We start from the raw sequence: 14168 nt of genomic DNA on the forward strand, positions 1-14168 counted from the left end.
GGTGTAGACAATGGCTATCCGTAAGTACAAGCCGACGACGCCGGGCCGACGTGGCTCGAGTGTCGCTGACTTCGCCGAGATCACCCGGTCCACGCCGGAAAAGTCGCTGCTGGCTCCGTTGCCGAAGAAGGGCGGGCGTAACGCCCACGGCCGGATCACCACGCGGCACCACGGTGGCGGTCACAAGCGTCAGTACCGTCTGATCGACTTCAAGCGGGTCGACAAGGACGGCGTGCCGGCGAAGGTCGCTCACATCGAGTACGACCCGAACCGCACGGCGCGCATCGCGCTGCTGCACTACGCCGACGGCGAGAAGCGGTACATCCTCGCGCCGAAGGACATGAAGCAGGGCGACCGCGTCGAGTCCGGCCCGGGCGCCGACATCAAGCCGGGTAACAACCTGCCGCTGCGCAACATCCCGGTCGGTACCACGATCCACAACGTGGAGCTGCGTCCGGGTGGCGGGGCCAAGCTGGCCCGTTCCGCCGGCGTCGGCATCCAGCTGCTCGGCCGCGAGGGCGCGTACGCGACCCTGCGTATGCCGTCCGGCGAGATCCGGCGGGTGGACGTTCGCTGCCGCGCCAGCGTCGGCGAGATCGGCAACGCCGATCAGTCGAACATCAACTGGGGCAAGGCCGGCCGGATGCGGTGGAAGGGCAAGCGCCCGACCGTCCGTGGTGTCGCCATGAACCCGGTCGACCACCCGCACGGTGGTGGTGAGGGTAAGACCTCCGGTGGTCGCCACCCGGTCAACCCGCAGGGTAAGCCCGAGGGCCGCACCCGCCGTAAGGGCCAGCCGAGTGACCGGCTGATCGTCCGCCGCCGCTACGCCACGCGTAAGCGCGGCTGAGGGAGATAAGACATGCCTCGCAGCCTGAAGAAGGGCCCGTTCGTAGACGACCACCTGCTCAAGAAGGTGGAAGTTCAGAACGACAAGGGCTCCAAGAACGTGATCAAGACCTGGTCGCGGCGCTCGACGATCATCCCCGAGATGCTGGGGCACACGATCGCCGTGCATGACGGACGCAAGCACGTCCCGGTGTTCGTGACCGAGGCGATGGTCGGGCACAAGCTCGGCGAGTTCGCGCTGACCCGCACTTTCAAGGGTCACGAGAAGGACGACCGGAAGAGCCGTCGGCGCTGACGCCGCGGGCATACGGATAGAGGGAACAAGGGGTTACAGCGATGCCAGGAAAGGGCGACGCTCCGGTGCTTCCGGGCGCGCGGGCGGTTGCGCGGCACGTGCGCATCTCGCCGATGAAGGCGCGCCGGGTGGTCAACCTCGTCCGCGGCCTGCCCGCGAAGGAGGCGCTCACGGTGCTGCAGTTCGCGCCGCAGGCTGCGAGCGAGCAGGTGTACAAGGTGCTCGCTAGCGCGATCGCCAACGCGGAGAACAACGAGCGGCTGGACCCCGACGCGCTGCTCGTCAGCGAGGCCTTCGTGGACGAGGGCCCGACGATGAAGCGGTTCCAGCCGCGGGCGCAGGGTCGGGCGTACCGAATCCGCAAGCGCACCTGCCACATCACTGTGGCGGTCGAAGCGGTCGCGCCGGCAGCGCCGAGGAAGGCCGCGGCGAAGAAGGCCGCCCCGGCCACGGAGGCCGCACCGGCCGAAGCGCAGAGCAAGACGGAGGACGCCGAGTAATGGGTCAGAAGGTTCACCCCACTGGGTTCCGGCTCGGCATCTCGACCGACTGGAAGTCCCGCTGGTTCGCGGACAAGCTCTACAAGGACTACATCGGCGAGGATGTCAAGATCCGCCGCATGATGTCCAAGGGCCTCGAGCGTGCCGGGATTTCCAAGGTCGACATCGAGCGCACCCGCGACCGGGTCCGGGTCGACATCCACACCGCCCGGCCGGGCATCGTCATCGGCCGTAAGGGTGCGGAGGCCGACCGGATCCGCGGCGAGCTTGAGAAGCTCACCGGCAAGCAGGTTCAGCTGAACATCATCGAGGTGAAGAACCCCGAGTCGGACGCTCAGCTGGTCGCGCAGGGCGTGGCCGAGCAGCTGTCCAGCCGGGTCAGCTTCCGTCGGGCGATGCGCAAGGCCATGCAGTCGGCGATGAAGAACCCGGTCTGCAAGGGCATCCGGGTTCAGGTCTCGGGTCGCCTCGGCGGCGCCGAGATGAGCCGGACCGAGTTCTACCGTGAGGGCCGGGTTCCGCTGCACACGCTGCGGGCCAACATCGAGTACGGCTTCTTCGAGGCCCGTACCACGTTCGGTCGGATCGGTGTGAAGGTCTGGATCTACAAGGGCGACGCCGTCCCGGGCCGGGAAGCTCCGGCCGAGGCCGGTCCGTCCCGCCCGCGTCGTGGTGAGCGCGGCGACCGTCCCGAGCGTCCGCGCCGTGGCCGGTCGGGTTCGTCCGGCACCACGGCTGGTGGCACCGAGGCCGGTCGGGCTGCTGCGACCACCATCGCGCAGCAGGCCGAGACGCCGAGCGGCGAGCCGGTCGACAGCGCAGCTGTCGCCGCCACTGCTGCTCCGGCAGAAACGCAGCAGGAGGGCTGACAGATGCTGATGCCGCGCAAGCCCCCGAAGGGCTTCCGCAAGCCGCACCACCCGGACCGCAGTGGCGCGTCCAAGGGTGGTAACCGGGTGGTGTTCGGCGAGTTCGGGATCCAGGCTCTCGAGCCGGCGTACGTGACGAACCGGCAGATCGAGTCGGCACGTATCGCGATGACTCGCCACATCAAGCGTGGTGGCAAGGTCTGGATCACGATCTTCCCGGACCAGGCCCTCACCAAGAAGCCTGCCGAGACCCGGATGGGTTCCGGTAAGGGTTCGCCCGAGTGGTGGGTCGCCAACGTCAAGCCGGGGCGGGTTCTCTTCGAGATGTCCTTCCCCAACGAGCAGACCGCGCGAGAGGCCATGCGTCGCGCGATCCACAAGCTCCCGATGAAGTGCCGCATTGTTACGCGCGAAGTGGGTGAATCCTGATGGCAGCGGGCGTTAAGGCGACCGAGCTGCGTGAGCTCTCCGAAGAGGAGCTGGTCACGAAGCTGCGGGAGGCCAAGGCGGAGCTGTTCAACCTCCGCGTGCAGGCCGCAACCGGGCAGCTCGACAACAACCGGCGGCTGCAGGTCATCCGTCGGGAGATCGCCCGGATCTACACGATCATGCGTGAGCGCGAGCTGGGGCTCTCGGCCGCGCCGACTGAGGTGACTGCATCATGACCGAAGAGACCGCCACCGCCGCCGCGCGGTCGCGCCGCAAGGTCCGCGAGGGCCTGGTGATCAGCGACAAGATGGACAAGACCGTCGTTGTCGAGGTCGAGGACCGGGTTCGGCACGCGTTGTACGGCAAGATCATGCGCCGTACGGCCAAGCTGAAGGTGCACGACGAGCAGAACGCCGCTGGCACCGGTGACCGGGTTCTCATCATGGAGACCCGGCCGCTGAGCGCCACCAAGCGTTGGCGGATCGTGGAGATCCTGGAAAAGGCCAAGTAGCGAAGGCTCGAGCTCGCCCGGCGTTGCGTCGGGCGTAGGTTCCGCCAGGCTCCGGCCGCTACGGCGGCCGGAGAACCGGCAGACATAGGAGATAGACGTGATTCAGCAGGAGTCGCGACTGCGCGTCGCCGACAACACGGGTGCTCGGGAGATCCTGTGCATCCGGGTTCTCGGCGGCTCGGGTCGGCGCTACGCGAGTATCGGCGACGTCATCGTGGCCACGGTCAAGGACGCGATCCCGGGTGCCGGTGTGAAGAAGGGCGACGTCGTCAAGGCTGTCGTCGTTCGCACGGCCAAGGAGAGGCGGCGTCCGGACGGCTCGTACATCCGCTTCGACGAGAACGCCGCCGTCATCATCAAGGACGGCGGGGACCCGCGTGGAACCCGTATCTTCGGCCCGGTGGGCCGGGAGCTGCGGGACAAGCGGTTCATGAAGATTATTTCCCTCGCGCCGGAGGTGTTGTGACCGTGAAGGTCAAGAAGGGCGACACGGTCGTCGTCATCGCCGGCAAGGACAAGGGTGCCAAGGGCAAGGTCATTCAGGCCTACCCGCGGCAGGACAAGGTCCTGGTCGAGGGCGTGAACCGGGTCAAGAAGCACACCCGCATCAGCACGACCCAGCGTGGCGCCAAGACCGGCGGCATCGTCACTCAGGAGGCCCCGATCCACGTCTCGAACGTGCAGGTCCTGGACTCCGACGGCAAGCCGACCCGCGTCGGTTACCGGATCGACGACAACGGCCAGAAGGTCCGCATCGCGCGTAGCACCGGTAAGGACCTGTGATGACCACGGCTACCGAAAAGACCCTGCCGCGCCTCAAGGAGCGGTACCGCAACGAGATCGTGGCGCAGCTGCGTGAGCAGCGCAGCTACGGCAACCCCATGCAGGTGCCGCGGCTGGTCAAGATCGTCGTCAACATGGGTGTCGGCGAGGCTGCTCGCGACGCCAAGCTGATCGACGGCGCGGTCCGCGACCTCGCCACGATCACCGGCCAGAAGCCGCAGGTGCGGCGGGCGACCAAGTCCATCGCGCAGTTCAAGCTCCGCGAGGGCATGCCGATCGGCGCGAAGGTCACCCTTCGCGGCGACCGGATGTGGGAGTTCATGGACCGGCTGCTCTCCATCGCGCTGCCGCGTATCCGCGACTTCCGCGGCCTGGACGGGCGAAAGCTGGACGGGCACGGCAACTACACGTTCGGTCTGACCGAGCAGTCGGTGTTCCACGAGATCGACCAGGACCGGATCGATCGCCAGCGGGGCATGGACATCACGGTGGTCACGACCGCCACGACCGACGACGAGGGCCGGGCGCTGCTCAAGCTCCTGGGCTTCCCGTTCAAGGAGAACTGAGATGGCCAAGAAGGCGCTGATCATCAAGGCGGCCGCGAAGCCGAAGTTCTCGGTTCGCGCGTACACCCGCTGCCAGCGGTGCGGGCGTCCGAAGGCGGTCTACCGCAAGTTCGGGCTCTGCCGGGTCTGCATCCGGGAGATGGCTCACCGCGGTGAGCTGCCGGGCGTGTCCAAGGCTTCCTGGTAAGGGCGACCGCGTCCCGGCCGTCGGCCGGGAACTCCTGCACCGATTAGGTATTGCTCTTCGCCGTAGGCCCGGGGCTGATGCCCCGGGAACCCCGGCGAGAAAGGCTGACGAAATCCATGACGATGACCGACCCGATCGCAGACATGCTCACGCGTCTGCGTAACGCCAACCAGGCGTACCACGATCAGGTGAAGATGCCCTACTCCAAGATCAAGGCGAACATCGCCGAGGTCCTGAAGGCCGAGGGTTACATCGCCACCTGGTCGGTCGAGGAGCCCGAGGAGGGCGCCGTCGGCAAGCGACTGGTCGTCGAGCTGAAGTACGGCCAGAACCGCGAGCGGAGCCTGGCCGGCATCAAGCGCGTGTCCAAGCCCGGTCTCCGGGTGTACGCCAAGTCGGACGGGCTCCCGCGGGTGCTCGGTGGGCTGGGCGTGGCGATCATTTCGACGTCCCAGGGGCTGCTGACCGACCGGCAGGCCCGCAAGCGGAGTGTTGGCGGGGAAGTCCTCGCCTTCGTCTGGTAACGGGAGACAGGTAGAAATGTCGCGAATTGGACGTAAGTCGATCCCGGTGCCAGCCGGCGTCGACATCACGATCGACGGGCAGACCGTCAAGGTCAAGGGCCCCAAGGGCCAGCTCCAGCACACCCTCGCCGAGCCGATCACGGTCGAGCGGGCCGAGGATGGGCAGCTGAGCGTCAACCGGCCGAACGACGAGCGCAAGGCCAAGGAACTCCACGGCCTGAGCCGTACGCTGGTTGCCAACATGATCGTCGGGGTCACCGAGGGCTACCGCAAGAGCCTGGAGATCGCCGGCACCGGTTACCGGGTCACCGCCAAGGGTTCGGATCTCGAGTTCGCGCTCGGGTTCTCGCACCCGGTGGTCGTCCCCGCCCCGGCGGGCATCACCTTCACGGTGGAGCGGCCGACCCTGTTCCACGTGGCTGGCATCGACAAGCAGCAGGTCGGTGAGGTCGCCGCCAACATCCGGAAGATCCGCCCGCCGGAGCCCTACAAGGGCAAGGGCGTCAAGTACCAGGGCGAGGTCATCCGCCGCAAGGCTGGAAAGGCAGGTAAGAAGTGAGCGCCACGCTGCTCAAGCGCCGCCGCGGTGTCGCCGCCAAGCGCGCCGTTGGGCGTGCGCGTCGACACTTCCGCGTCCGCAAGAACGTCAGCGGTACGGCCGAGCGTCCGCGCCTGGTCGTCACCCGCTCGCTGCGGCACATGGTCGCCCAGGTCGTCGACGACACCAAGGGTCACACCCTGGCGTCGGCGTCGACCCTGGACGCCTCGCTGCGCGGTGCGGAGGGCGACAAGAGCGCCCTGGCTGGCAAGGTGGGCGCGCTGCTCGCCGAGCGGGCCAAGGCCGCCGGCGTCTCCAAGGTCGTCTTCGACCGCGGCGGCAACCGGTACGCGGGGCGAGTCGCCGCGCTTGCCGACGCCGCCCGCGAAGCCGGGCTCGAGTTCTAACAACCCCGTCACGAGAGAGAAGGAAGGCTGCTGATGCCAGGTCAACAGCGCCGTGGCGGCGGGTCCGGTGGCAACGAGGGTGGTCGCCGCGACAACCGCCGTGAGGGCGGCCGCGGAAACGCGCCCGTCGAGAAGACCCCGCACCTTGAGCGGGTCGTCGCGATCAACCGCGTCGCCAAGGTCGTGAAGGGTGGTCGTCGCTTCAGCTTCACCGCCCTGGTGATCGTGGGCGACGGCGACGGCACGGTCGGCGTGGGCTACGGAAAGGCCAAGGAGGTGCCCGCGGCCATCGCCAAGGGTGTCGAGGAGGCCAAGAAGCACTTCTTCAAGGTCCCGCGGATCGGTCAGTCGATCCCGCACCCGGTGACGGGTGAGGACGCCGCTGGTGTGGTGCTGCTCAAGCCGGCCTCGGCCGGTACGGGTGTCATCGCCGGTGGACCGGTGCGTGCCGTGCTGGAGTGCGCTGGGATCCACGACGTGCTCTCGAAGAGCCTCGGTTCGTCGAACCCGATCAACATCGTGCACGCCACAGTGGCGGCCCTGAAGGGGCTTGAGTCCCCCGAGCAGGTCGCGGCGCGTCGTGGTCTGCCGGTGGAGGACGTCGCGCCGGCCGCCATGCTGGCGTCGCGTGCGGGGGTGGCGCACTGATGGCACGCCTGAAGGTCACCCAGCTCCGGTCCGGTATCGGGACCAAGCACAACCAGCGTGAGTCGCTGCGTTCGCTCGGTCTCAAGCGGATCAACGACGTGGTGGTCAAGGAGGACCGGCCCGAGATCCGCGGCATGATCTTCACTGTGAGCCACCTCGTGAAGGTCGAGGAGGTCGAGTAATGACGATCAAGGTGCATCACCTGCGCCCGGCGCCCGGTTCCAAGACCGCGAAGACCCGTGTGGGTCGCGGTGAGGGTTCCAAGGGCAAGACCGCTGGTCGCGGTACCAAGGGTTCCAAGGCCCGCAAGAACATCTCGGCGGCGTTCGAGGGTGGGCAGATGCCCATCCACATGCGCCTGCCGAAGATGAAGGGCTTCAAGAACAAGTTCAAGGTGGTCTTCCAGGTTGTCAACCTGGACCGACTCGCTGAGCTGTTCCCGAATGGTGGTCAGGTCGGCCCGCTGGAGCTCGTTGAGTCCGGCGCCGTCCGCAAGGGTCACCCGGTCAAGGTCCTCGGCACCGGGGACCTCGGCGGTGTGGCGCTCCAGGTGTCTGCGCACGCGTTCAGTGCGTCGGCCAAGGAGAAGATCGCTGCCGCCGGTGGCTCCGTCACCGAGCTGTAAGGCGTACGACCATGGCGCCCGTCCAGTTGAGAGCAACTGGCGGGCGCCGTGGTCTACCTGGGGCCTGAGCGCCCGGTAACATCGGTTTCGATTTATGTAGTCGGGCGCATCTGCCCGGACCGGGGTGAGGCTGTTAGAGTCCCATCCCAGCCATGGATTGCGGGCACTCGCCCGTGATCCACCCCGACCCGCCAGGGATCACCGGCGGCCCGCCTCGCGCAGGAGGAAGAAGTTGCTGTCCGCCTTTCTCAGTGCGTTCCGTACGCCTGACCTGCGCAAGAAGCTGCTGTTCACAGTAGGCATCATCGCGGTCTACCGGCTGGGTGCAACGCTCCCCAGCCCGGGCGTCTCGTACGGCAACGTGCAGAAGTGCCTCGACACCATCCAGGGTGACACCACCGGGGTGGTGAACCTTCTCAACCTCTTCTCCGGCGGAGCGCTGCTACAGCTCTCGGTCTTCGCGCTGGGCATCATGCCCTACATCACCGCGTCGATCATCTTGCAGCTGCTGACCGTCGTGATCCCCCGCCTGGAGCAGCTCCGCAAGGAGGGCCAGGCCGGTCAGGCGAAGATCACCCAGTACACCCGCTACCTGACCCTCGGTCTCGGTGTGCTGCAGGCCTCGGCGTTCGTGGCCCTGGCCCGCTCGGGCCAGCTGTTCCAGAACCGCTGCGACCAGTTCCCGATCATCCCCACCGGCACCGGCATCCCGGACTGGCTGACCCTGACCATCCTGGTGATGACGATGACCGCCGGCACCGGCATGGTCATGTGGCTCGGTGAGCTGATCACCGACCGCGGCGTCGGCAACGGCATGTCCGTCCTGATCTTCACCTCGATCGCGGCGCGGCTGCCCAGCGAGGGCTGGCAGATCAAGACCAGCAAGGGCTGGGACATGTTCGCCCTGGTCATCGCGCTGGTCCTGGTGGTCATCACCGCTGTCACCTTCATCGAGCAGGCGCAGCGCCGGATCCCGGTGCAGTACGCCAAGCGGATGATCGGTCGGCGGATGTACGGCGGCACCTCGACCTACATCCCGCTCAAGGTCAACCAGGCGGGTGTGATCCCGGTCATCTTCGGCTCGTCGCTGCTCTACCTGCCGCAGTTGGCGCTGCAGTTCTTCGACCAGACCGACCCGGGCAAGACCCAGTCGTGGATCCAGAACAATCTGGTCAACCCGAGTAGCCCGATCTACATCGCGGTCTACTTCCTGATGATCATCTTCTTCACGTACTTCTACGTCTCGATCACGTTCAACCCGACCGAGGTCGCTGACAACATGAAGAAGTACGGCGGGTTCGTGCCGGGCATCCGCCCGGGCAAGCCGACCGCCGACTACCTGGACTTCATCCTCAGCCGGATCACCCTGCCGGGCGCGCTCTACCTCGGCGTCATCTCGATCCTGCCGAACTTCTTCTTCATCTGGCTGGACAACCAGCAGTACCAGAACTTCCCGTTCGGCGGCACCGCTGTGCTCATCATGGTCGGCGTCGGTCTGGAGACCGTGAAGCAGATCGAGAGCCAACTCATGCAGCGGAACTACGAAGGGTTCCTGCGGTAGATGAGACTCGTTCTGGTTGGCCCGCCGGGCGCGGGCAAGGGCACGCAGGCCGAGTTCATCGCCGCGCACCTCTCGGTGCCGAAGATCTCGACCGGAGACATCTTCCGGTCGAACGTCACCCAGGGCACGCCGCTCGGTGTCGAGGCGAAGCGGTACATGGACGCGGGCGAGCTGGTTCCGGACGAGGTCACCATCAACATGGTCCGGGACCGGCTGGCCGAGCCCGACGCCAGCGAGGGTTTCCTGCTCGACGGCTTCCCGCGAACGACTCCGCAGGCGGCCGCTCTGGACAAGCTCCTGGCCGATCTGGGCACCGCCCTGGATCTGGTCCTGGAGCTGGTCGTCGACGACGACGAGGTGATCCGGCGGCTCTCCGGCAGGCGTACCTGCCGGGGCTGCGGCAAGATCTGGCACGTCGAGTTCGACGCCACCACCCGGCCCGGCATCTGTGACCGGTGCGGCGCCGAGCTGTTCCAGCGCGACGACGACAAGCCGGAGACGATCGCCACGCGGCTCCGCGAATACAGCGAGAAGACCGCACCCCTGGTCGACTACTACGGCGCTCAGGGCAAGCTGGTCGGGATCGACGCCACCGGGCCGGTGGAGGACGTCACCACCCGGGCCATCGACGCGTTGCGGTCGTACGGCGGCTGAGGTCCGGCCGGGCCACGGCGGATAGAGTGCGAACAGCGGGGTACGCGTTATGTGCCCCGCTGTTCGGCAACGAAAGGTAACCGCTCCATGCGTCGTCCCCAGCTGGACATCCAGCTGAAGACCCCTGACCAGATCGAGAAGATGCGGGCCGCCGGGCTGGTGGTGGCCGAGGCGTTGCGCCGGATGCGGGAGGCTGTCGCCCCCGGTGTGAGCACCGCCGATCTGGATGCCATCGCCGAGGCGACCATCCGCGAGGCGGGCGGCGTTCCGTCGTTCAAGGGCTACCACGGTTTTCCGGCGTCGATCTGTTCGTCGGTCAATGAGCAGATCGTGCACGCCATCCCGTCGCCGAAGCAGGTGCTCCAGGCCGGTGACCTGATCTCCATCGACTGCGGGGCGGTGCTGGACGGGTGGCACGGCGATTCCGCGATCACGGTCGGGGTCGGTGACGTCGATCCGGCGCTGCTGAAGATGGCCGAGGTCGCCGAGGACGCGATGTGGGCCGGCATCGCCGCCGCAGCGCGTGGTGCGGCCAGCGGCAAGGGCCGCCTCACCGACATCTCGCACGCGGTGGAGACCGCTGTCCGCAAGGGCGGCCGGTACGGCATCGTCGACGGCTACGGCGGGCACGGCATCGGCACCGAGATGCATCAGGACCCGCACGTGCTCAACCACGGTCGGCCGGGCAAGGGTCCGCGGCTGGTCCCCGGGATGGCCCTGGCCATCGAGCCGATGATCACCATGGCGTCCCCACGTACCGCCGAGTTGGCCGACGGGTGGACTGTCGTCACCCGGGACGGCTCGGTGGCCGCGCACGTCGAGCACTCGATGGCGCTGCTGCCGGACGGCGTCTGGGTGCTCACCGCGTTCGACGGTGGTCGGGCCCGCCTGGGTGACCTGGTAACGGCACGCCAACCCGCGGCCACCAAGACCCCCTAGCCCCGCCCCGGCCCCGCCGCGATCTGGTGATCATGAAGTTGTTGCCCTGACACGCCGGTGAGGCTGGCAACAACTTCATGATCGACCGGCGTTCGGGGTCGGACGGGAGTGGCGCGACGGTGGCATGCTTGCCGGCATGGACGGGCGCGACGGGATGCGAGCCGCGGACTCGGACCGTGCGGCGGTCGCCGACAGGTTGCGGGTCGCCCTCGACGAGGGCCGACTGGATCTGCACGAGTACGACGAGCGGTTGCAGCGGGCCTACGCGGCACGCACGTACGCCGACCTTGAGGCTCTGCTGACCGATCTGCCGCCGGTGACGCCGGCGCAGCGGTCGAGCCTGGCGCCGGCTGCCGGGCCGACGGTGAGCCTGCTGGGCGACGAGCTCGATCCGGCCTTCAGCAGGGGCGTCACCGCCCGCTGGTTGGCCGAGGTGTGGTCCCCGTACCTGTGGGTGATCCCCATCGTGGTGACCATCTGGGCGGTGACGTCGGTGCTCAGCCAGGACCTGCTCTACTTCTGGCCGGCCTGGGTGGCGGGGCCGTGGGGCGCGGTGCTGCTGGTCCGCACGGTGGGAGGGCTGGCCGCGAAGGAGCCTCAACGCCAGGCCGTCAAGCGCCAACGCCGCCGAGAGCGCAAGCAGGCAAAGCGCGCCCGCAAATCGGACGACCCCCCAGAAATCTCCTGACCCCGGACCGCACGGGCCCTCCTGGCTCTGTTGATCATGAAGTCATTGCCGCCGATCCCGGCGTGTCGTGACAATAACTTCATGATCAACGGCGGTGGAGGTGGGGCCGTTCGGGGCGCCGCGCGGGTTGGTGGGTGGTCGGTTTGGCGGGGGACTGCAGGCCGGCGTACACTTTCAGATCGGCGCACAGCGTCCACTCCGGCATGCCCACCCTGCGCTTCGGTGGGAGCTGGAGCCGCGGCTGGCGCGGGCTTCTGATTCTGATCAGATTTCCGTGTAAGACGTTGTGGGCCGCCCGGAGCAATCGACGTCAGGACAGCGGAGGACATGCCGAAAAAAGACGGAGCCATTGAGATCGAGGGTCGGGTCATCGAGCCCCTGCCGAACGCCATGTTCCGGGTGGAGCTCGCGAACGGCCACAAGGTGTTGGCTCACATCAGCGGCAAGATGCGGCAGCACTACATCCGCATCCTTCCGGAGGACCGGGTCGTCGTCGAACTTTCGCCGTACGACCTGACCCGCGGGCGCATCGTCTACCGCTACAAGTAGTCCTGACGACGGCCGGGAAGTCCCGTGTCCGTCTTCGACGTCCGGTGTCGCGTAGCGCGTCCCCGGGCCAGATGGGAAGTAAGGCAACCGTGAAGGTCAAGCCGAGCGTCAAGAGGATCTGCCAGAAGTGCCGGGTTATCCGCCGGCACGGCCGGGTCATGGTCATCTGCAGCGACCCGCGCCACAAGCAGCGCCAGGGCTGACTCAGCCCGTCCGGCCGGAGCACGGCCGGGTGGCGTTGGTCCAGGTGGATCCCCAGCGACACACACATCACACATGCTCGTCCCAGCCGCGAGCGGTACGCCAGACGTACCTCTGCGTGGCTGACCCCCGGTCGGAGGCCGGGGCCCGCTCGGGCAGCGACCGATCCCGGTCGCCGGCGCTCACCGCGTCGGAAAGACGGGACGGCCGGTAGCGGGGTGGGACGGGTCCACACCTCCGCCACACATCACAAGGAGTACGCCCGCACATGGCACGTCTAGTCGGCGTGGATCTCCCCCGCGAAAAGCGGTTGGAGATCGCGCTCACCTACATCTTCGGGGTCGGTCGCACCCGCGCCCTGGAGACACTCGCCGCTACCGGCATCTCGCCGGACAAGCGCGCTCGGGACCTCACGGACGAGGAGCTCGTGCAGCTCCGCGACCACATCGAGGGCAACTACAAGGTTGAAGGCGACCTGCGCCGCGAGGTCGCCGCTGACATCCGCCGCAAGGTTGAGATCGGCTGCTACGCCGGCATCCGGCACCGCCGGGGCCTGCCCGTGCGTGGCCAGCGGACCAAGACCAACGCCCGGACCCGCAAGGGCCCGAAGCGGACCGTCGCCGGCAAGAAGAAGCCCGGCAAGAAGTAGTTCTTGACCGGATGACGGGGTCGGCCGCCGCCGAGGTGGGTCAGGCCGCAACCCAATCCGGAAAGTCAACTAGGAGCGCACAGACTTATGCCACCGAAGGCTCGTGCCGGAGCCGCTGTAAAGAAGGTCCGGCGCAAGGAACGCAAGAACGTCGCCCACGGGCAGGCGCACATCAAGAGCACGTTCAACAACACCATCGTGTCCATCACGGACCCGACCGGTGCGGTCATCTCCTGGGCCTCCGCTGGCCAGGTCGGCTTCAAGGGCTCCCGCAAGTCGACTCCGTTCGCTGCGCAGCTGGCCGCCGAGGCTGCCGCGCGTCGCGCCATGGAGCACGGCATGCGCAAGGTCGACGTGTTCGTCAAGGGCCCCGGCTCCGGCCGGGAAACCGCCATCCGTTCGCTGCAGGCCGTGGGCCTCGAGGTCGGCCAGATCGCCGACGTCACCCCGCAGCCGCACAACGGATGCCGTCCGCCGAAGCGTCGCCGGGTCTGAGAGGTAGAGAGAGATGGCTCGTTACACCGGTGCAGACTGCCGCCGTTGCCGGCGGGAGAAGATGAAGCTGTTCCTCAAGGGCAGCAAGTGCGATGGTCCGAAGTGCCCGTTCGAGTCCCGGCCGTTCCCGCCCGGGCAGCACGGCCGCGGCCGCACGAAGGAGACGGAGTACCTGCTCCAGCTCCGCGAGAAGCAGAAGGCCCGTCGGGTTTACGGCGTGCTGGAGAAGCAGTTCCGCGGTTACTACGAGGAAGCCGTTGGCAAGCAGGCCAAGACCGGTGAGGTCCTCCTGCAGATCCTCGAGTCGCGGCTGGACAACGTCGTTTACCGGGCCGGCTACGCCCACTCGCGGGACATGGCCCGCCAGTTGGTCAAGCACGGTCACTTCACGGTGAACGGCAAGAAGGTCGACATCCCGTCGTACCGCGTCAAGGAGCACGACATCATCGAGGTTCGGGGCAAGAGCAAGGAGCTCACCCCGTTCATCGTCGCGCAGGCTCAGGCCGGCTCGAAGACGGTTCCGGCGTGGCTTGAGGCCATCCCGAGCCAGATGAAGGTGCTCGTGCACTCCCTCCCGGCCCGGCAGGTCATCGACACGCAGGTCCAGGAGCAGTTGATCGTCGAGCTCTACTCCAAGTAGTCCGAGCTCGTTCGGTGGCCCGCCCTTCGGGGCGGGCCACCGGAACAGTTTGTGTCGTGGG

Annotated in this window: 26 protein-coding genes; all 26 read left to right on the forward strand. The window is 67.4% G+C overall.

Features of this window, described 5'->3' with window-relative positions:
• The first annotated feature begins 10 nt into the window (after nt 1-10).
• The 26 genes from rplB to rpsD all read left to right on the forward strand — a co-directional run bounded on the left by rplB (nt 11) and on the right by rpsD (nt 14107).
• Nucleotides 11-850, forward strand: a complete 840-nt coding sequence (rplB, locus tag OG992_RS24515; RefSeq protein WP_053653944.1) for a 50S ribosomal protein L2 — start codon at nt 11-13, stop codon at nt 848-850.
• A gap of 12 nt (nt 851-862) precedes the next feature.
• A complete protein-coding gene (gene rpsS, locus OG992_RS24520; RefSeq protein ID WP_007465299.1) occupies nt 863-1144 on the forward strand; it encodes a 30S ribosomal protein S19 in 282 nt (93 codons plus the stop codon).
• A gap of 41 nt (nt 1145-1185) precedes the next feature.
• Nucleotides 1186-1644 carry a 50S ribosomal protein L22 gene (gene rplV / locus OG992_RS24525; RefSeq protein ID WP_007465297.1) on the forward strand — a complete coding sequence of 153 codons (459 nt, stop codon included), beginning with the start codon at nt 1186-1188 and terminating at the stop codon, nt 1642-1644.
• Nucleotides 1644-2513: a 30S ribosomal protein S3 gene (rpsC, locus tag OG992_RS24530; protein ID WP_091402401.1), complete on the forward strand. Its 870-nt coding sequence runs from the start codon at nt 1644-1646 to the stop codon at nt 2511-2513. Before rplV ends, rpsC begins: the two co-directional genes overlap by 1 nt.
• A 3-nt stretch (nt 2514-2516) precedes the next feature.
• Nucleotides 2517-2942: a 50S ribosomal protein L16 gene (gene rplP / locus OG992_RS24535; RefSeq protein ID WP_053653940.1), complete on the forward strand. Its 426-nt coding sequence runs from the start codon at nt 2517-2519 to the stop codon at nt 2940-2942.
• Nucleotides 2942-3178 (forward strand): 50S ribosomal protein L29, encoded by a 237-nt coding sequence (gene rpmC, locus OG992_RS24540; protein WP_007465283.1) that lies wholly within the window; start codon nt 2942-2944, stop codon nt 3176-3178. The genes rplP and rpmC overlap by 1 nt, the downstream gene beginning before the upstream one ends.
• Nucleotides 3175-3453: a 30S ribosomal protein S17 gene (gene rpsQ / locus OG992_RS24545; protein WP_030489590.1), complete on the forward strand. Its 279-nt coding sequence runs from the start codon at nt 3175-3177 to the stop codon at nt 3451-3453. The genes rpmC and rpsQ overlap by 4 nt, the downstream gene beginning before the upstream one ends.
• A gap of 97 nt (nt 3454-3550) precedes the next feature.
• Nucleotides 3551-3919 (forward strand): 50S ribosomal protein L14, encoded by a 369-nt coding sequence (rplN, locus tag OG992_RS24550; protein WP_007465279.1) that lies wholly within the window; start codon nt 3551-3553, stop codon nt 3917-3919.
• A complete protein-coding gene (gene rplX, locus OG992_RS24555) occupies nt 3916-4236 on the forward strand; it encodes a 50S ribosomal protein L24 (RefSeq protein WP_172899047.1) in 321 nt (106 codons plus the stop codon). Before rplN ends, rplX begins: the two co-directional genes overlap by 4 nt.
• Nucleotides 4236-4802 (forward strand): 50S ribosomal protein L5, encoded by a 567-nt coding sequence (gene rplE, locus OG992_RS24560; RefSeq protein WP_091402385.1) that lies wholly within the window; start codon nt 4236-4238, stop codon nt 4800-4802. The genes rplX and rplE overlap by 1 nt, the downstream gene beginning before the upstream one ends.
• A gap of 1 nt (nt 4803) precedes the next feature.
• Nucleotides 4804-4989: a type Z 30S ribosomal protein S14 gene (locus tag OG992_RS24565; protein WP_007465272.1), complete on the forward strand. Its 186-nt coding sequence runs from the start codon at nt 4804-4806 to the stop codon at nt 4987-4989.
• A 116-nt stretch (nt 4990-5105) separates the two neighbouring features.
• Entirely contained in the window at nt 5106-5513 is a 408-nt protein-coding gene (gene rpsH, locus OG992_RS24570; protein ID WP_007465270.1) for a 30S ribosomal protein S8, read from the forward strand.
• Between the two features lie 16 nt (nt 5514-5529).
• The gene (gene rplF, locus OG992_RS24575; RefSeq protein ID WP_091402383.1) at nt 5530-6072 is read left to right on the forward strand and encodes a 50S ribosomal protein L6; all 543 of its coding nucleotides are present in this window, start codon (nt 5530-5532) and stop codon (nt 6070-6072) included.
• Between the two features lie 8 nt (nt 6073-6080).
• Nucleotides 6081-6458, forward strand: coding sequence for a 50S ribosomal protein L18 (gene rplR / locus OG992_RS24580; protein WP_181518401.1), 378 nt, complete (start codon nt 6081-6083; stop codon nt 6456-6458).
• Nucleotides 6459-6491: 33 nt separating this feature from the next.
• Entirely contained in the window at nt 6492-7106 is a 615-nt protein-coding gene (gene rpsE / locus OG992_RS24585; protein ID WP_074314587.1) for a 30S ribosomal protein S5, read from the forward strand.
• Complete coding sequence (gene rpmD / locus OG992_RS24590) at nt 7106-7288, forward strand: 50S ribosomal protein L30 (protein ID WP_007465262.1); 183 nt, start codon at nt 7106-7108, stop codon at nt 7286-7288. Before rpsE ends, rpmD begins: the two co-directional genes overlap by 1 nt.
• Nucleotides 7288-7731 (forward strand): 50S ribosomal protein L15, encoded by a 444-nt coding sequence (gene rplO, locus OG992_RS24595; protein ID WP_030329906.1) that lies wholly within the window; start codon nt 7288-7290, stop codon nt 7729-7731. The genes rpmD and rplO overlap by 1 nt, the downstream gene beginning before the upstream one ends.
• 232 nt (nt 7732-7963) lie before the next feature.
• Nucleotides 7964-9292, forward strand: a complete 1329-nt coding sequence (gene secY / locus OG992_RS24600) for a preprotein translocase subunit SecY (protein WP_238687834.1) — start codon at nt 7964-7966, stop codon at nt 9290-9292.
• Entirely contained in the window at nt 9293-9946 is a 654-nt protein-coding gene (locus tag OG992_RS24605; RefSeq protein ID WP_088950228.1) for an adenylate kinase, read from the forward strand. It begins immediately after the preceding gene.
• Nucleotides 9947-10033: 87 nt separating this feature from the next.
• Complete coding sequence (map, locus tag OG992_RS24610; protein ID WP_091402377.1) at nt 10034-10885, forward strand: type I methionyl aminopeptidase; 852 nt, start codon at nt 10034-10036, stop codon at nt 10883-10885.
• A gap of 136 nt (nt 10886-11021) precedes the next feature.
• Nucleotides 11022-11573 carry a DUF1707 domain-containing protein gene (locus OG992_RS24615; RefSeq protein ID WP_266304405.1) on the forward strand — a complete coding sequence of 184 codons (552 nt, stop codon included), beginning with the start codon at nt 11022-11024 and terminating at the stop codon, nt 11571-11573.
• A gap of 327 nt (nt 11574-11900) precedes the next feature.
• Nucleotides 11901-12122: a translation initiation factor IF-1 gene (gene infA, locus OG992_RS24620; RefSeq protein WP_007073013.1), complete on the forward strand. Its 222-nt coding sequence runs from the start codon at nt 11901-11903 to the stop codon at nt 12120-12122.
• A gap of 89 nt (nt 12123-12211) precedes the next feature.
• Nucleotides 12212-12325 carry a 50S ribosomal protein L36 gene (rpmJ, locus tag OG992_RS24625; RefSeq protein WP_088952025.1) on the forward strand — a complete coding sequence of 38 codons (114 nt, stop codon included), beginning with the start codon at nt 12212-12214 and terminating at the stop codon, nt 12323-12325.
• Between the two features lie 266 nt (nt 12326-12591).
• Nucleotides 12592-12972 carry a 30S ribosomal protein S13 gene (gene rpsM / locus OG992_RS24630; protein ID WP_030329917.1) on the forward strand — a complete coding sequence of 127 codons (381 nt, stop codon included), beginning with the start codon at nt 12592-12594 and terminating at the stop codon, nt 12970-12972.
• Between the two features lie 87 nt (nt 12973-13059).
• Complete coding sequence (gene rpsK, locus OG992_RS24635; protein WP_030329919.1) at nt 13060-13467, forward strand: 30S ribosomal protein S11; 408 nt, start codon at nt 13060-13062, stop codon at nt 13465-13467.
• 13 nt (nt 13468-13480) lie between these two features.
• Nucleotides 13481-14107, forward strand: coding sequence for a 30S ribosomal protein S4 (gene rpsD / locus OG992_RS24640; RefSeq protein WP_030489600.1), 627 nt, complete (start codon nt 13481-13483; stop codon nt 14105-14107).
• The last annotated feature ends 61 nt before the right edge of the window (nt 14108-14168 follow it).

The sequence above is a fragment of the Micromonospora sp. NBC_00362 genome (assembly GCF_026342155.1).
Lineage (GTDB): Bacteria > Actinomycetota > Actinomycetes > Mycobacteriales > Micromonosporaceae > Micromonospora > Micromonospora hortensis.

Excerpts from the sequence above, each read along its gene's own strand:
- rplB (WP_053653944.1), top strand. The coding sequence starts at position 11 with ATGGCTATCCGTAAGTACAAGCCGACGACGCCGGGCCGACGTGGCTCG.
- rpsS (WP_007465299.1), top strand. The coding sequence starts at position 863 with ATGCCTCGCAGCCTGAAGAAGGGCCCGTTCGTAGACGACCACCTGCTC.
- rplV (WP_007465297.1), top strand. The coding sequence starts at position 1,186 with ATGCCAGGAAAGGGCGACGCTCCGGTGCTTCCGGGCGCGCGGGCGGTT.
- rpsC (WP_091402401.1), top strand. The coding sequence starts at position 1,644 with ATGGGTCAGAAGGTTCACCCCACTGGGTTCCGGCTCGGCATCTCGACC.
- rplP (WP_053653940.1), top strand. The coding sequence starts at position 2,517 with ATGCTGATGCCGCGCAAGCCCCCGAAGGGCTTCCGCAAGCCGCACCAC.
- rpmC (WP_007465283.1), top strand. The coding sequence starts at position 2,942 with ATGGCAGCGGGCGTTAAGGCGACCGAGCTGCGTGAGCTCTCCGAAGAG.
- rpsQ (WP_030489590.1), top strand. The coding sequence starts at position 3,175 with ATGACCGAAGAGACCGCCACCGCCGCCGCGCGGTCGCGCCGCAAGGTC.
- rplE (WP_091402385.1), top strand. The coding sequence starts at position 4,236 with ATGACCACGGCTACCGAAAAGACCCTGCCGCGCCTCAAGGAGCGGTAC.
- OG992_RS24565 (WP_007465272.1), top strand. The coding sequence starts at position 4,804 with ATGGCCAAGAAGGCGCTGATCATCAAGGCGGCCGCGAAGCCGAAGTTC.
- rpsH (WP_007465270.1), top strand. The coding sequence starts at position 5,106 with ATGACGATGACCGACCCGATCGCAGACATGCTCACGCGTCTGCGTAAC.
- rplF (WP_091402383.1), top strand. The coding sequence starts at position 5,530 with ATGTCGCGAATTGGACGTAAGTCGATCCCGGTGCCAGCCGGCGTCGAC.
- rpsE (WP_074314587.1), top strand. The coding sequence starts at position 6,492 with ATGCCAGGTCAACAGCGCCGTGGCGGCGGGTCCGGTGGCAACGAGGGT.
- rpmD (WP_007465262.1), top strand. The coding sequence starts at position 7,106 with ATGGCACGCCTGAAGGTCACCCAGCTCCGGTCCGGTATCGGGACCAAG.
- rplO (WP_030329906.1), top strand. The coding sequence starts at position 7,288 with ATGACGATCAAGGTGCATCACCTGCGCCCGGCGCCCGGTTCCAAGACC.
- OG992_RS24605 (WP_088950228.1), top strand. The coding sequence starts at position 9,293 with ATGAGACTCGTTCTGGTTGGCCCGCCGGGCGCGGGCAAGGGCACGCAG.
- map (WP_091402377.1), top strand. The coding sequence starts at position 10,034 with ATGCGTCGTCCCCAGCTGGACATCCAGCTGAAGACCCCTGACCAGATC.
- OG992_RS24615 (WP_266304405.1), top strand. The coding sequence starts at position 11,022 with ATGGACGGGCGCGACGGGATGCGAGCCGCGGACTCGGACCGTGCGGCG.
- infA (WP_007073013.1), top strand. The coding sequence starts at position 11,901 with ATGCCGAAAAAAGACGGAGCCATTGAGATCGAGGGTCGGGTCATCGAG.
- rpsM (WP_030329917.1), top strand. The coding sequence starts at position 12,592 with ATGGCACGTCTAGTCGGCGTGGATCTCCCCCGCGAAAAGCGGTTGGAG.
- rpsK (WP_030329919.1), top strand. The coding sequence starts at position 13,060 with ATGCCACCGAAGGCTCGTGCCGGAGCCGCTGTAAAGAAGGTCCGGCGC.
- rpsD (WP_030489600.1), top strand. The coding sequence starts at position 13,481 with ATGGCTCGTTACACCGGTGCAGACTGCCGCCGTTGCCGGCGGGAGAAG.